Origin of the sequence: Streptomyces sp. NRRL F-6492 (assembly GCF_001280125.1) — a bacterium.
Classification (GTDB): Bacteria; Actinomycetota; Actinomycetes; order Streptomycetales; family Streptomycetaceae; genus Streptomyces.
In genome coordinates this window covers 54,063-67,344 of record NZ_LGEG01000024.1, presented here as the reverse complement: position 1 = coordinate 67,344, position 13,282 = coordinate 54,063, and the positions used below count along the sequence as shown (strand labels likewise).

Sequence of the window (13,282 nt, the reverse complement as noted above, 5' to 3'; positions counted from 1 at the left end):
TCCGGCGGACGTCAGACCCGCATCGGCTGCGGCGACTCGCGCAGCTCCGCGTCCGGGCCCGGGTACTCGCGGATGATCTCGTACCGCGTGTTCCGCTCGACCGGGCGGAAGCCGGCGTCCCTGATCAGTTCGAGCAGGTCCTCGCGGCCCAGCTTGTTCGGCGTGCCGTAGTTGTCGGCGTCGTGCGTGATCTTGTACTCGACGACCGAGCCGTCCATGTCGTCGGCGCCGTGCTGGAGCGCGAGCTGCGCGGTCTGGACGCCGTGCATGACCCAGAAGACCTTGACGTGCGGCACGTTGTCGAAGAGCAGCCGGGAGACCGCGAAGGTCTTCAGGGCCTCGGCGCCGGTCGCCATCGTGGTGCGCGCCTGGAGCCTGTTGCGGACCTTGCCGTCCTTCATGTCCACGAAGTCGTGCTGGTAGCGCAGCGGGATGAAGACCTGGAAGCCGTTCGTCTCGTCCTGGAGCTCGCGCAGCCGAAGCACGTGGTCGACGCGGTGCCGGGGCTCCTCGATGTGCCCGTACAGCATGGTCGAGGGGGTCTTGAGCCCCTTCTCGTGGGCGAGCCGGTGGATCCGGGACCAGTCCTCCCAGTGGGTGCGGTGGTCCACGATGTGCTGCCGGACCTCCCAGTCGAAGATCTCGGCGCCGCCGCCGGTCAGCGACTCCAGACCGGCCTCGATCAGCTCGTCGAGGATGTCGGAGGCGGAGAGCCCGGAGATCGTCTCGAAGTGGTGGATCTCGGTGGCCGTGAACGCCTTGAGGGAGACGTTCGGCAGGGCCTTCTTCAGCTCGGAGAGGGAGCGCGGGTAGTAGCGCCAGGGCAGGTTGGGGTGCAGCCCGTTGACGATGTGGAGCTCGGTGAGGTTCTCGTTCTCCATCGCCTTCGCGAGGCGCACGGCCTCCTCGATGCGCATGGTGTACGCGTCCTTCTCGCCCGGCTTGCGCTGGAAGGAGCAGTAGGCGCAGGAGGCGGTGCAGACGTTGGTCATGTTCAGATGCCGGTTGACGTTGAAGTGGACCACGTCGCCGTTCTTGCGGGTCCGGACCTCGTGGGCCAGACCGCCGAGCCAGGCGAGGTCGTCGGACTCGTACAGGGCGATGCCGTCCTCACGGCTCAGCCGCTCACCGTCCCGGACCTTCTGCTCCAGCTCACGCTTGAGCCCCGCGTCCATGCGGCCGCCTCCCTTTTCCTCCGACATCGGACTTCGTCGTTCACCGTACTCCCAGCCCCGCCGTCAGCCTTCCTCGGGCAGCTCCCCGACGCGGTTCTCCCACTTGGTGGAGAGCACGATCGTCGTACGGGTGCGGGAGACGCCCTTCGTGCCGCTGAGCCGGCGGATCGTCTTCTCCAGGCCGTCGACGTCGTTCGCGCGCACCTTGAGCATGAAGGAGTCGTCGCCGGCGATGAACCAGCAGTCCTCGATCTCGGCGAGGTCCTTGAGCCGGCGGGCCACGTCCTCGTGGTCGGCGGCGTCGGAGAGGGAGATGCCGATGAGGGCGGTGACGCCGAGGCCGAGCGAGGCGGCGTCGACGGTGGCGCGGTAGCCCGTGATGACCCCGGCCGCCTCCAGGCGGTTGATGCGGTCGGTGACGGAGGGGCCGGAGAGCCCGACGAGCCGGCCGAGTTCGGCGTACGAGGCACGTCCGTTCTCGCGCAGGGCCTGGATGAGCTGCCTGTCCACGGCGTCCATAGGTATGAGGCCTTCCATTGTCCAGCGATACCGCGAGTTTGGGTATAGAATCTAAGGTACACAGGGGCGACACCCTGTGAATCTTTCAACAGATCACAGTCGATCTTTGAGAACCTTCGGGTTCGGAACCTTCAGGAGTGGTGTTCACCGTGTACACGATCGAGATGGCCTACGCCCGCATGCGTGAGCTGCAGGACCTGGCCAACCGCTCGCGTGCCCACCAGCCCGTCCCCGCCTCGAAGCGCGCCCCCCGGGAGCGCGCGAAGAAGCGCTAATCAGACCGGAGAGCCGCACCCAGCTCTCCCTCCCAGCGGCGGTACAACCGGTGCGGCACCTTCGCCGCGTCCAGTACCCGCCCGGCGACGAAGTCCACCAGATCCTGGATGTGCGTCGCCCCCGCGTAGAACGCCGGAGAGGCGGGCAGCACCACGGCGCCCGCCTCGTCCAGCGCCACCATGTGCCGGAGCGTCTGCCCGTTCAGCGGGGTCTCCCGCACGGCGACCACCAGCGGCCGCCGCTCCTTCAGCGTCACGCTCGCGACCCGCTGCAGCAGGTCCTTCGAGAGCCCCAGTGCCACTCCCGCCACCGCGGCGGTCGAGGCCGGCACCACCAGCATCCCCTTCGCCGGGTACGACCCCGAGGACGGGCCCGCGCCCAGGTCGCCGGCCGGCCAGTACCGCACGTCCGCCAGGTCCGCGTCGAAGGTGTCCGGCTTCCCGTCGGCGCCCCGCGCCAGCCAGGCCGCCAGGTCCTCGCGCCAGTGCGCGTCCCGGAAGGAGATCCCGGTCTCGTCGAGCAGGGTCAGCCGCGAGGCCCGCGACACCACCAGGTCGACGCTCTCCCCGGCGGCGAGCAGCCCCCTCAGGACGGCGGCGGCGTACGGCGTGCCCGACGCCCCGGAAACCCCCACGATCCAGGGGGTGCGCTTGCCGTCGTTCATGCCGTCGAGCCTATCCGTGAGGGGTCCGGGACGATCCGGGGCGGTGCGGGACGGGTCCGGGACGCCGGGGCTACGGGGCGAGCCCGCGGACCAGCAGGTCGAGGAGCGCGCAGACGAACAGGCTGATCCCGATGAAGCCGTTCGTCGTGAAGAACGCGCGGTTCAGCCGGGACAGGTCGTGCGGCTTCACGATCGTGTGCTCGTAGCAGAACGCCACCACGACGACCGCCAGGCCGACCCAGAAGAAGACCCCGGCGCCGGTGGCGAGCGCGTACCAGACGAGCAGTCCGGTCGTCACGACCGCCGAGCCCCGCGCGCCCCACAGGGCGGCCGGGATCCCGAAGCGGGCCGGCACCGACATGACGCCGTGCGCCCGGTCCGCCTGCACGTCCTGGCAGGCGAAGATCAGGTCGAAGCCGCCGATCCACACGCCCACCGCGAGCCCCAGGACCACCGCGTCCCAGGACCACTCCCCGGTCACCGCCAGCCAGGCGCCGACGGGCCCGATCGCCTGGGCCAGGCCCAGGATGGCGTGCGGGAAGTTCGTGAACCGCTTGCCGTACGGATAGACCACCATCGGCACCACGGCGAGCGGCGCGAGCGCCAGGCAGAGCGGGTTCAGGAGGGCGGCGGCCCCCAGGAACACCACGACGGCGATCCCGGCCCCGGTCCACGCGGAGCGCACGGACACCGCCCCGGTCACCAGCTCCCGACCGGCCGTGCGCGGATTACGCGCGTCGATCTCGCGGTCGATGATCCGGTTGCAGGCCATGGCGAAGGTCCGAAGGCCCACCATGCAGACGGTGACGAGCAGCAGCGTCCACCAGTGGATCCTCCTGTCCGTCTGGAACATCGCGGTGAGCGAGGCGATGTACGCGAAGGGCAGCGCGAAGACCGAGTGCTCGATCATCACGAGCCGCAGGAAGGCCGGGACACCCCCGCGTTTGCGGGGGCCGACGGGCTCCGCACTGCCGTTGCCGAGCATGGCATCGCTGCTCACAGCCCGTACTCCTTCCAGCGACGGGTCACCCGTTCGGCGACATCGGGGTCCGACTCGACCATGTCCGGCCAGCCGCCGTCCCGGGTATAGCCCTCCTCGGGCAGCTTCTTGGTGGCGTCGATGCCCGCCTTGCCGCCCCAGAACTGCTGGTAGGAGGCGTGGTCGAGGTGGTCGACCGGCCCCTCGACCACGGTGAGGTCGCGGGCGTAGTCGGTGTTGCCGAGGGCCCGCCAGGCGACCTCGTGCAGGTCGTGGACGTCGCAGTCCTTGTCGACCACGACGATCAGCTTGGTCAGCGACATCATGTGCGCGCCCCAGATGGCGTGCATGACCTTCTGCGCGTGCTTCGGGTACTTCTTGTCGATCGAGACGATCGCGCAGTTGTGGAAGCCGCCGGACTCCGGCAGGTGGTAGTCCACGATGTCCGGCACGATGATCTTGAGCAGGGGCAGGAAGAAGCGCTCCGTCGCCCGCCCGAGCGGCCCGTCCTCGCTCGGCGGCCGGCCGACCACGATCGACTGGAGCAGCGGACGCTTCCGCATCGTCACGCAGTCGATCCGCAGCGCGGGGAAGGGCTCCTGCGGGGTGTAGAAGCCGGTGTGGTCGCCGAAGGGGCCCTCCGGGAGCATCTCGCCCGGCTCCAGCCAGCCCTCGATCACGACCTCGGCCTGCGCGGGGACCTGGAGCGGCACGGTCTTGCAGTCGACCATCTCGATCCGCTTGCCCTGCACGAAGCCGGCGAAGAGGTACTCGTCGATGTCGCCCGGCAGCGGGGCCGTCGAGGCGTACGTCACGGCCGGCGGACAGCCGAAGGCGATCGCGACCGGCAGCCGCTCGCCCCGCTCGGCCGCCACCGCGTAGTGGTTCCGGCTGTCCTTGTGGATCTGCCAGTGCATGCCGATGGTGCGCTTGTCGTGGCGCTGGAGCCGGTAGAGGCCGAGGTTGCGGACGCCGGTCTCGGGGTGCTTGGTGTGGGTGAGCCCCAGGTTGAAGAAGGAGCCGCCGTCCTTCGGCCAGGTGAAGAGCGCGGGCAGCCGGTCCAGGTCGACGTCGTCGCCGGTGAGGACGACCTCCTGCACGGGCGCGTCGCCGGACTTCACCTTCTTCGGCGGCACGTGGACCATCGAGCCCAGCTTGCCGAAGGCCTCGCGGACCCCGACGAAGCCCTGCGGCAGCTCCGGCTTGAGGAGCCCGCCGATCTTCTCGCTGATCTCGCCGTACGACTTCAGGCCGAGGGCCTTGAGCAGCCGGCGGTCCGTCCCGAAGACGTTCATCGCCAGCGGCATCGAGGAGCCCTTGACGTTCTCGAAGAGGAGCGCCGGGCCTCCCGCCTTGTTCACGCGGTCGACGATCTCCCCGACCTCCAGGTACGGGTCGACTTCGGCCTTGATGCGCTTGAGGTCGCCATCACGCTCAAGAGCCCTGAGCAGCGAGCGGAGATCGTCGTAAGCCATAGGGGCAAGTATCGGTCACCGGCTACCCTGGACCTGTCACCGGGGCCGCCGAAGCGCGCCCCCGCCACCGCTTCCAGGGGGCTGTCCCACATGCTCAGGGCGCTGCTGTTCATCCTGCCGCTGGCGCTGATGATCTACGCCTTCATCGACTGCCTGAACACCCCGGAGGAGGAGGTCAAGCACCTCCCGAAGCCGGTGTGGGCGATCGTCGTGCTGCTGTTCTCGATCGTCGGCGCGATCGGCTGGATCGTCGCGGGCAAGGAGCGCGGGCCGAAGGGCCGCCCCGGCCCGGGGGGCACGAGGGGCGGCGGCTGGGTGGCCCCCGACGACAACCCCGAGTTCCTGAAGTCCCTCAAGGACGACGCGCCGGGGAAGCGCGACGAGGAGGACGACCTCCTCAAGGACTGGGAGGCGGACCTGCGGCGCCGCGAGGAGGAACTGAAGCGGCGCGAGCGGGGCGAGGAGAACGAGGCCTGACGGACCCGGGGGCCTCTCGACGAGGCCCCCCGCCCCGGTCTCAGTCGTCGGAGCCGACGGTGTTGTCGTGACCGGCGCTGAAGACGTCGCCGCCCGCGAACTGGAGCCAGTCGCCGAAGACGATCGTGTACGAGTCCTCCGGCTCGTAGTCGACGTACACGTCGGCGCTGGCGGCACCGGCGGCCCCCAGGACGAGGGCGGCGGCGGCGAGGGCGGTCAGCAGGGAACGCATGGAAGACCTCTCGGTAGAACGACGGGGTACTCCGCGCGAGCGCGGCACTCCGCAAGCTAGGCCCCCGGCCACCGGCCGTCCGCGCACCGGGCCGGTACGGCCTTCGATCCTCAGCCGATCGGCGGCAGTCGCGGCGGGCGGCCGAGGCCGGGGCCGGGTGACGGCAGGGGCCGGAATACCTGCGCGGGAGGCGGAGTTGGCACCGGAGACCTCACGACGAGACGGAGCCCCAGCCATGCCCCTGGACACCCCGCACGCCCCGGATTCCCCGGATTCCCCGGACTTCTCGAACCGCTCGTTCCTCTTCGTCCTGGGCAGCTCGCGCGCGGACGGCAACTCGGAGATCCTGGCCCGCGAGGCGGCCGCGCACCTGCCGGCGGGCGTCCCGCAGCGCTGGGTGGACCTGAACGAGCTGTCGCTGCCGGACTTCCAGGACGGGCGGCACGAGATCGCGGGCCCGCCGGTGAACGAGACGGAGAAGATGCTCCTGGAGGCGACGGTCGCGGCGACCGACGTCGTCATCGTCTCGCCCCTGTACTGGTACAGCTTCTCCGCCCAGACCAAGCGCTACCTCGACTACTGGTCGGGCTGGCTGAACTTCCCCGGCTCGGACTTCAAGGCACGCATGGCGGACCGCACCCTGTGGGGCGTGACGGCCCTGTCCCACGACGAGCACGTCGTCGCCGAGGGCCTGGTCACCTCCCTGCACCACTCGGCCGCCTACCTCCGGATGCGCTTCGGCGGCGTCCTGACGGGCACGGGCTCCCGCCCGGGCCGCGTCCGCGCCGACGAGGAGGCCCTGATCCGCGCGAAGACCTTCTTCCAGGGGGAGACGCCGCTCGCGCTGTTCCCGTACGAGGAGGGGGCGGCGGTGGGGGTGTGAGGGGCGGGGTGCTGCGGGTCGCGCCCCTCCCCGGGGATGCCGGGGCGTCTCCTCGACGTCGATCCGGACGTCAGAGCGAGCGCCGCCAGTATCAGTGGGATTGTCCCTCTCCGGCGCGCCGGCTGGGGGGGACCGCATGTCGTTCGAGGAAGAGTGGTCTCGACTGAAGGCTGCGGCGCTGGCCCGTCAGTCCACCGGAACACGCCTGAATCAGGTGGCGGATCAAGGTGGGCCGAACGTCGGGGGCGGTGAGGGCCCCGAGTACGACAGGGACTCGATCAACGGCAACGCGAACCTTCTGGTGGAGATCGCGGGACTCCTGCACGAGGGGCGACCGGCCGGAGAGCTCTCGACGATGGCGCGAGCTCCCCGGGCACACGATGACGTCGCCGCGCAGGTGCACCGGTTCAGCGCATTCGCGAACGACCGGTTCCTCGACGGCGTCGCCCTCTTCACCGCTCTCTCCACCGAACTGAGCTCTGCCGGGAACACCCTCGTGACCGTGGACGACGAGAGAGCCACGGCCTTCCTGGAAGCCGTGCTCCATGGTGACTTCGTTTCTCCGGAGGCCCGGTGATCGGCATGGGCCACCGCGAGGACGTCGAGTTCCCGGCGGACTGCAGCCCGGCTCTCGTCGAACGGAGCGCGGACGAGCACCGGCGTCTGAGGGACCTGCCTCATGTCCGTCGACAGCCCGGCCGGTCGCGCCGAGACCAGGACGCACTGGCGCGGCGAGGGCAGCAAACAGGACGTGAAGCGTGTCGGAGAGGCCCGCAGGCTCCTGGCCGACTTGGCCGAGGGGTACGACAAGGCTGCCAGCGCTCTGCGGTCCTGCGCCGCGGCTCTTGAGACGGCCAAGAGCCACTACTCCGACGGGAAGGCGGCCGAGCGTTCCCCGGCAGCACTCATCGGCACCGAAGGCACCGAAGGCACCGCCGTCACCAGGACCGCGCAGGACCGGATCGGTTCAGACGGGTACCCCAGATCTGTGCCGTTCCGGTGATCGACAAGTTCGATGTGCGGTCGGTCTGCTCGCCGGAGACGGCATCGAAGTTGGTGAGGGCACCGTTCGTGGTGTCGAGAACGAGGAGGTTGGTCTTGGACCAGGCCACCTTGAGGGGCCCGTCCAGGTCCGCCTCCGTCAGGTTCGCCTGTCGGCCCAGATCCTTGCAGTGGCCTTCGGCAAGGTCGAGGACTGCCAGGTGGTTGACTGCCGTGGTGGTGTTGAGCACCGTGGCGTACCACCGTCCGTCGGCGGAGATCACGCCCCGTCCGGCAGGGGTGCCGACGGCGCAGTCGGGCAGAGAGGTGTTCTTGTCCGCCGTGGTGTCGTAGGCGGTGACGCAGCCGCTCTTGTCACAGTCCGCCTGCCGCCAGATCACACGTGAAGGCCCGGTGCTGACGACGGAGGCGTTCTCGGCCAGCGTGCGAATAAGAAGGTGGGTCTTCCCGTCGAGGAGGACGACATCGGTTCGCGCCTTCTTCGCGTTGCCCGTGCCGGGTTCATCCGCCGTGGTGAGCAGACCGATCACGCCTTGGGTGCTGTCGGCCAGAGGCCGGATCCCACAAGGAAGGGTGTGGCCTGCCGGCCCGGGCCGTCCGGAAAGATCATGCTGCCGTACTGCATAGCGGGCGGTCACCGATGCGGGCAGGGTCTCGCCCGCACACGCCGTAGCAGCCGGCTGTTCGGTGACGGCCCAGGCCTTGTGCCCCTGCCGAGAGGGGAACCAGGTCACGGCGGGCCCGAGGACGGTGGCCCGTTCGGGGCGGGCCGGATCCAGGGAGACCAGGGTGCCGTCGTCGATGCCGACGATCTCGCCGGAGGACAGCTGGCTCTGCTCGTTGAGCGTGTAGATGTCCTCGTCCGGCTCGGCTCCTGCGGGACGCTTCGCCGCGATCTTCACAGGGGAGTCGATCTCGTCGAGGACGCCGATGCTTCCTCCGAGGTTCAGGACGATGCCTCGCGGGGGCGCCGCCTGGGGTTCGTCGCTGTCGCATCCGGTCAGCACCAGGGCGCCGAGGACGGCGGTGGTGAGCCATGGCAGGGCGACACGGAGACGGGGGGTGGCTGCGGGCACGGGAGCTCCTTGGCGCGGTGTGACGGGTCGTGGCGGACACGTGCGGGGGCCGGTCCTTGTGGGATCGGCCCCCGCGCGGTGTTGCTACGGCTTAGGCGTGCAAGGGCTATTGGCGATGCACTCCGAGAAGAACGGGTAGACCGTGATGGCGGCCAGGCTGCCTTCGTTACCGAGGAACCTCGCGCCGCAGCCGGCGGTGTCCTGCCAGCGCTCGACGACGTAGTCGGTCCGCTCGATCTTCGGGGTGGTGTAGCCGTACTTGCCCGCGGGCACCTCGATCCAGTTGGTGACCGTCACGCCCTTCTCGGTCTTGTTGACGATGTCGCGGGATACCGACGCCTCGACCTTCGCGATTCCCCAGGAGGCGCTGCCGGTCAGTCCGGAGGTCCACTTGGTTTCTTTCGCGGTGGTCGTCGTCATGGCGTAGGTCAGACGAGACGTGCCCCCTCCTCCGTTCTTCTTCCCTGTGGTAGGACCGATGTGCTCATAGCCGGACTTGATCCGCACGACCTTGGTCCACACGTCCGGCGGACAGGCCTCCTCTCCAGGCGTCGTGGCCTGCGCCTGAGGAACGATGAGCATCCCGGCCCCGAGGGCCAGGGCCCCCGCCAGGGTGGCCTTACGAGAGATCGATGCCATGAGGATCTCCCCCTTGAGATGCAAGCGGCTGGTCGGTCCGCTGCGATCAACACAAGCACAACAGCTTTGACGCTCCTACCGAGTTGAGGTCGATCTGAGGGAGAGGCTCCTGGAACAGGCCACCGGGAACGGGCAGCTGCAAACAGTCCGAACCGCGGCGAAGCGAGAAGCTCACCTGGCCCGCCTCGTATGACGGCAGCCGCCGGTCCGCCGACGCTCTGTCCGAAAGCCGATCCCGGACAAAGCCGGGTGCTCGGGCACCGGGCACAGTGGTGGGTTCCTCGGGAGTGAGCGGTCAGGTTCTCGGTCCGGTCCTGTCGCAAGGCAGGCGTCGGCCGCGTGCGCATCCCGACGCTCCTACGAAGTCGTCCGAGCTTCCACACGAAAGGCTGCGGCGGGCGCAGACCGCATACCCTCCGCCCATGCCCCCCGCGGACGGAGACCCGGCCCTCACCCCGACCGATGTCGGACACGCGCGGTAACGTCCCCGCATGGGGCTGTACTTGGTGAGTGTCGGCGCGGAAGAGTGGTTCGAAGACGGGGAAGACGGATGGGGCGAGGTCGCCTCGGCCCTCAACGCCGAACTCGGGCGGCGGGGCCTGCCGCCCTACGAGGACGTTCCCCCGGAGACGGCCTTCGCACCCGGATCCGGGCAGGCCTTCGAGGAGAAGCTCGCCCCGCCCATGACCGGATTCCTCACCTTGTGCGAGGCGCACCTGTCACGAGGGGAACTGGAGACCCTCTGCGGCTGGACCGTGCTCGTGCCCTTCTCGCTCGACGAGGAGATCTGGTTGCCCGTCGACTCCGACGACCACGAGTCCATGGTCGCCGGAGCCCCCCAGGTACTGCCGCTCGCCGAGAAACTGGCGGCGGTCCTCGATCTGCCTCCCGAAATCCCCGCGACGTGCGACAACCTCGACCTGAGCACGTGGTTCGGACACCGGGCGAAAACTCCGGCCGCCGCCCGAACGGGGCCGTGGGGCGAGGACCTGGACACGGCCTTCTACGTGGCACTGTTCCTGCGCGCCGCCCAGCACTCGATCCGGCGCGGCTGTCCCCTCGTCTACACCTGACACCCGACTCCAGCCCCTGACCTCCTGGGGCACAGGCGTTGCCGACGGCTCAGCCGAGGTGGGGGTAGGTGCCGGCGAGGTAGTCGCCGATCTGCCGACGCATACTGGGGTGGATGTCGTACCGGTCGAGGTCGGCCGGCCGGACGAAGCGGACGCCGTCGGCCTCGTCGTTGACGGTGGGCTCGCCGCCGACGGGGCGGCCGATGTAGGTGTTCTCGTACTGCTGGCGGATCTCGCCGTCGGTGTACGCCACGATGTGGTGCGGGTTGGTGTAGACGCCCAGGAAGCCGGTGACCTCGGCGACGATCCCCGTCTCCTCCAGGCACTCGCGCACCGCGCACTCGGCCGCCGTCTCGCCGATGTCCTGAGCCCCGCCGGGCAGCGCCCACTGGCCGGTGTCCCGGCGGCGCTGGAGCAGGACGGCGCCGCTGTCGTCGACGACCAGCAGGTTGCTGGCGGGGATCAAGGTGTTGGCCTTGGGGGCGTTCGGGTCGTTGTAGTACTCGGTCCTGCCCATGTAAAGCGGTTCCCTCCTGATCAGGGGGCGGCTCGTCCCGGTCGGGACAGATGGCCGGCATTCGCTTGCTTCCCTACAGGGGAGTGGCAGACACCCTTCCGTACAGGGTCACGGGGAGGACCGTGTCCGGTGGGACCAGCCACTCCCTGCCCCCGCGCTCGGGCCTCAGGAACGCCATGGGTTGTTTCCGGCGCTCGCCGGGCAGTTCTGCCGGATCCTCGTAGTCGGCGATGACGTCGCACAGGATGCCGGTCCTTCCCGTGCTGTCCCGGACCCGTCTGCCGACGTGTCGACACGTGATCACGAGTGCCCCTCGGGGTGCCGTCGCAGGAAGACGTTGCAGTCGGAGACGGTGGTGAGGTCCCCGCCGGCCCGTGCGTGGTCCCGCACGTTCGCGAGTTCGACGCAGCCCGCGCAGCCTTCGACCGGTTCCGGGTCCGGGGAGGGGAGCGTGAGGTGGACCGGGTCGCTCATGGTCGTGTTGTCGTTCGCCATGAACCCGAAGGTAGGGACGCCCGGTCGGGCACACCACGCCATGTTCTCGACCGTTCTCGTGGACCGACCGGATGTTCTCGAAAGTTCTCACGTGGAGGTCTACGTCCTGTGGCGCGAGCATCCGAGCCGCAGGGATGCTGAACGCACATCACCCCGAGGAGAGGACGCCATGCCGCGACGACTCCGCTTCAACGGAACCGACAGCAAGAACGGTGCGTGTCCCGCCTTGCACGAAGACCTCGACACCGGTGAGATCGTCGTTCAGGGGAAGCCCCTCACCGACCCCGAGGACATCGCCCGGTTGCAGCACTTCGGCACCGGGGACGCCGCCGTGGTGGTTCCGCGCGAACTCCTGGTGAACCACGGCCCCAAGGAGGTCGAGCGCGTACCCCGGGTCATCACCTTCGAGGAGTTCGCCAAGCTCTTCGAGACCTTCGAGTACACGGCGTGGCACCTCGAAACCCGGCGCGGATACGCGTCCGACCGGGACGACGACTCGTACCGGGCGTTCGTGGAGACCGGCTCCGCCCTCTGGGACCTCGGCAGCGAGTGGTGCACGAACATCCTGCGCCGGACCGGGGCCGGAAAGTACGTCGGGCGGGTGCGTGTGGTCGACGACCCGCCCAGCCAAGGGCAGTTGTTCCTGCTGGACTACGCGAAGTGCAACGCGGCCACGGGCGAGGACGTACGGAACCTGTGGCGGGCGGACGCCGACCGGGTGCGGCTCCCGGCCGAGGACTTCTGGATCTTCGATTCGCGCCTGGTCGCGCTCCTCGTCTTCGACGACGCCGACGACCTGCTCCGCGTCGAGGTGATCACGGAGCCGACCGAGGTCCTGCGGTACGCCCAGGTGCGCGACGCCGCGATGCGGTACGCCGTCCCGTACGACCGGTTCGCGGAGCAACTTGCCGAACGGGACTAGCGGTTGGCTTGTACCGGTGAGCACGGACTACCAGCAGGCGCGGGAAGCCCTCGGGACGAGACTTCGGGAACTGCGCGTCTCCGGTCCTGCCGGCCGGCTCACCGGGACGGCGCTGGCCCGGCGGCTGGACTGGCCGCGCTCCAAGGTTTCCAAGCTGGAGAACGGACGCCAGACGGCGACGCCCGAAGACCTGAAAGCCTGGGCGGAGGCGACCGGCCGGCCCGAGGCGTACGACGAGTTGGAGAACCGGCTCAGGGGATTCGAGTCCCACATCCGCTCGTGGCGTCGCCAACTGGCGGCCGGGCACCGGCCGGTGCAGGAGAACTGGAACGCCGAGGTCTCGCGCTCCACGGTCATCCACGCGTGGGAAGAGGCCGTCGTCCCCGGCATGGTGCAGACCGCCGACTACGCCCGTCACGTCTTCACGCGCTACGCCGAACTGCAGAACTCCGTGCGGGACACCGAAGCGGCGGTACGCGCGCGGATCAAGCACCAGGGCTGGCTCTACGAGCCGGGCAGAAAACTCCACGTGCTCGTGTGGGAGGCGGCCCTGCACGCCCGCGTCTGCCCTCCCTCGGTGCTGGCCGCCCAGCTCGACCGCCTCGCGGGCGTGATCGGCATGGACACCGTGGAACTCGGCGTCATCCCGCTCGGGGCTCCCCTGAAGGTGCCGGCCGCCAACGGCTTCTGGATTCTCGACGAACGGCTGGTGGTCACCGAGGACTGGCACGCGGAGCTGTGGCTCGACGATGCCGACTCGGTCGCGCTCTACTCGCGCGTCTGGACGACGCTCCGTGAATCCGCCGTCTTCGGAGACGACGCCCGGAACGTGATCACGCGCGTACGCCAGAACCCGGGCGGTTGAGCGGCGGCGCCGG

General features: G+C 69.4%; 17 protein-coding genes. 7 read left to right on the top strand and 10 right to left on the bottom strand.

Annotated elements, in window-relative coordinates; translation table 11 throughout:
• Positions 1-11: 11 nt before the first annotated feature.
• Complete coding sequence (gene mqnE / locus ADL08_RS04570) at positions 12-1,175, bottom strand: aminofutalosine synthase MqnE (protein WP_053640730.1); 1,164 nt, start codon at positions 1,173-1,175, stop codon at positions 12-14.
• Positions 1,176-1,238: 63 nt separating this feature from the next.
• Positions 1,239-1,694 (bottom strand): Lrp/AsnC family transcriptional regulator, encoded by a 456-nt coding sequence (locus ADL08_RS04565; protein ID WP_017241016.1) that lies wholly within the window; start codon positions 1,692-1,694, stop codon positions 1,239-1,241.
• Between the two features lie 137 nt (positions 1,695-1,831).
• Here ADL08_RS04565 and ADL08_RS37040 point away from each other — a divergent pair, with 137 nt between their 5' ends.
• On the top strand, positions 1,832-1,969 hold the full coding sequence (locus ADL08_RS37040; protein ID WP_159042984.1) for a hypothetical protein: 138 nt from the start codon (positions 1,832-1,834) through the stop codon (positions 1,967-1,969).
• Here the strand turns inward: ADL08_RS37040 and ADL08_RS04560 are convergent.
• The 3 genes from ADL08_RS04560 to ADL08_RS04550 all read right to left on the bottom strand — a co-directional run bounded on the left by ADL08_RS04560 (position 1,966) and on the right by ADL08_RS04550 (position 5,088).
• Positions 1,966-2,634: a UbiX family flavin prenyltransferase gene (locus ADL08_RS04560; protein WP_053640729.1), complete on the bottom strand. Its 669-nt coding sequence runs from the start codon at positions 2,632-2,634 to the stop codon at positions 1,966-1,968. The two genes, ADL08_RS37040 and ADL08_RS04560, sit on opposite strands and share 4 nt — an antisense overlap.
• 70 nt (positions 2,635-2,704) lie before the next feature.
• Complete coding sequence (gene mqnP / locus ADL08_RS04555; RefSeq protein WP_053640728.1) at positions 2,705-3,619, bottom strand: menaquinone biosynthesis prenyltransferase MqnP; 915 nt, start codon at positions 3,617-3,619, stop codon at positions 2,705-2,707.
• A gap of 11 nt (positions 3,620-3,630) precedes the next feature.
• Complete coding sequence (locus tag ADL08_RS04550) at positions 3,631-5,088, bottom strand: menaquinone biosynthesis decarboxylase (RefSeq protein ID WP_053640727.1); 1,458 nt, start codon at positions 5,086-5,088, stop codon at positions 3,631-3,633.
• Between the two features lie 90 nt (positions 5,089-5,178).
• Between ADL08_RS04550 and ADL08_RS04545 the strand changes: the two genes are divergently transcribed.
• The gene (locus ADL08_RS04545) at positions 5,179-5,565 is read left to right on the top strand and encodes a PLD nuclease N-terminal domain-containing protein (protein ID WP_053640726.1); all 387 of its coding nucleotides are present in this window, start codon (positions 5,179-5,181) and stop codon (positions 5,563-5,565) included.
• A gap of 40 nt (positions 5,566-5,605) precedes the next feature.
• Here the strand turns inward: ADL08_RS04545 and ADL08_RS04540 are convergent, their stop codons facing one another.
• Entirely contained in the window at positions 5,606-5,797 is a 192-nt protein-coding gene (locus tag ADL08_RS04540; protein WP_053640725.1) for a hypothetical protein, read from the bottom strand.
• Between the two features lie 235 nt (positions 5,798-6,032).
• Here ADL08_RS04540 and ADL08_RS04535 point away from each other — a divergent pair, with 235 nt between their 5' ends.
• Both ADL08_RS04535 and ADL08_RS04530 read left to right on the top strand, forming a co-directional pair.
• The gene (locus ADL08_RS04535; RefSeq protein WP_053640724.1) at positions 6,033-6,680 is read left to right on the top strand and encodes a flavodoxin family protein; all 648 of its coding nucleotides are present in this window, start codon (positions 6,033-6,035) and stop codon (positions 6,678-6,680) included.
• 136 nt (positions 6,681-6,816) lie between these two features.
• The gene (locus tag ADL08_RS04530) at positions 6,817-7,257 is read left to right on the top strand and encodes a hypothetical protein (RefSeq protein ID WP_234351992.1); all 441 of its coding nucleotides are present in this window, start codon (positions 6,817-6,819) and stop codon (positions 7,255-7,257) included.
• A 361-nt stretch (positions 7,258-7,618) separates the two neighbouring features.
• On the opposite strand, the gene ADL08_RS04525 is transcribed toward ADL08_RS04530, so the two are convergent.
• Both ADL08_RS04525 and ADL08_RS37035 read right to left on the bottom strand, forming a co-directional pair.
• Positions 7,619-8,758 (bottom strand): hypothetical protein, encoded by a 1,140-nt coding sequence (locus tag ADL08_RS04525; protein ID WP_053640722.1) that lies wholly within the window; start codon positions 8,756-8,758, stop codon positions 7,619-7,621.
• An 84-nt stretch (positions 8,759-8,842) separates the two neighbouring features.
• Positions 8,843-9,397, bottom strand: coding sequence for a hypothetical protein (locus ADL08_RS37035; protein WP_159042982.1), 555 nt, complete (start codon positions 9,395-9,397; stop codon positions 8,843-8,845).
• Positions 9,398-9,888: 491 nt separating this feature from the next.
• On the opposite strand from ADL08_RS37035, the gene ADL08_RS04515 reads away from it, so the two are divergent.
• Positions 9,889-10,470 (top strand): hypothetical protein, encoded by a 582-nt coding sequence (locus tag ADL08_RS04515; protein WP_053640720.1) that lies wholly within the window; start codon positions 9,889-9,891, stop codon positions 10,468-10,470.
• A 49-nt stretch (positions 10,471-10,519) separates the two neighbouring features.
• On the opposite strand, the gene ADL08_RS04510 is transcribed toward ADL08_RS04515, so the two are convergent.
• Positions 10,520-10,987 carry an NUDIX hydrolase gene (locus tag ADL08_RS04510; RefSeq protein WP_053640719.1) on the bottom strand — a complete coding sequence of 156 codons (468 nt, stop codon included), beginning with the start codon at positions 10,985-10,987 and terminating at the stop codon, positions 10,520-10,522.
• Positions 10,988-11,287: 300 nt separating this feature from the next.
• Complete coding sequence (locus ADL08_RS04500) at positions 11,288-11,482, bottom strand: hypothetical protein (RefSeq protein ID WP_053640717.1); 195 nt, start codon at positions 11,480-11,482, stop codon at positions 11,288-11,290.
• Between the two features lie 169 nt (positions 11,483-11,651).
• On the opposite strand from ADL08_RS04500, the gene ADL08_RS04495 reads away from it, so the two are divergent.
• A complete protein-coding gene (locus ADL08_RS04495; protein WP_053640716.1) occupies positions 11,652-12,404 on the top strand; it encodes a DUF6879 family protein in 753 nt (250 codons plus the stop codon).
• A gap of 16 nt (positions 12,405-12,420) precedes the next feature.
• The gene (locus ADL08_RS04490) at positions 12,421-13,269 is read left to right on the top strand and encodes a helix-turn-helix domain-containing protein (protein WP_053640715.1); all 849 of its coding nucleotides are present in this window, start codon (positions 12,421-12,423) and stop codon (positions 13,267-13,269) included.
• Positions 13,270-13,282 lie beyond the last annotated feature (13 nt).